The 277-nt window shown below is 37.5% G+C and carries 1 protein-coding gene; it reads left to right on the top strand.

The window, feature by feature from the left end:
• A partial coding sequence (locus tag J7R07_RS08100; RefSeq protein WP_208436331.1) for a hypothetical protein occupies positions 1-277 on the top strand: 277 nt, incomplete at both ends.

Below are 277 nucleotides of genomic sequence, written 5' to 3'. Positions count from 1 at the left end.
AATGGTTCTCAGCTTTTTGAAACCCATAAGACTGTTGCAAACTATTTTGGTGGTAGTACTCAGTATGAGAATGGCCAATGGAAAGCGCCTGATTTCAAGGTTAATGAAATTGGTTCTGATGGCGATGTTACTGAGAAGTCACATAATAATGTGACAGATGCTTTTTCCAGTGTTAGTTCTTCTTTTAAAAGCCTTCATGATGAGATCAGCACTATGATAAGTGATAGTCTTGTTAAGTTTGATGGTAAGACCAATCGCATTAGCATTGGAGCAGAAA

Origin of the sequence: Bartonella phoceensis (assembly GCF_902825145.1) — a bacterium.
Lineage (GTDB): Bacteria > Pseudomonadota > Alphaproteobacteria > Rhizobiales > Rhizobiaceae > Bartonella > Bartonella phoceensis.
Note: the sequence above shows the minus strand (reverse complement) of the source record. Positions and strands in the feature narration are given on the sequence as shown.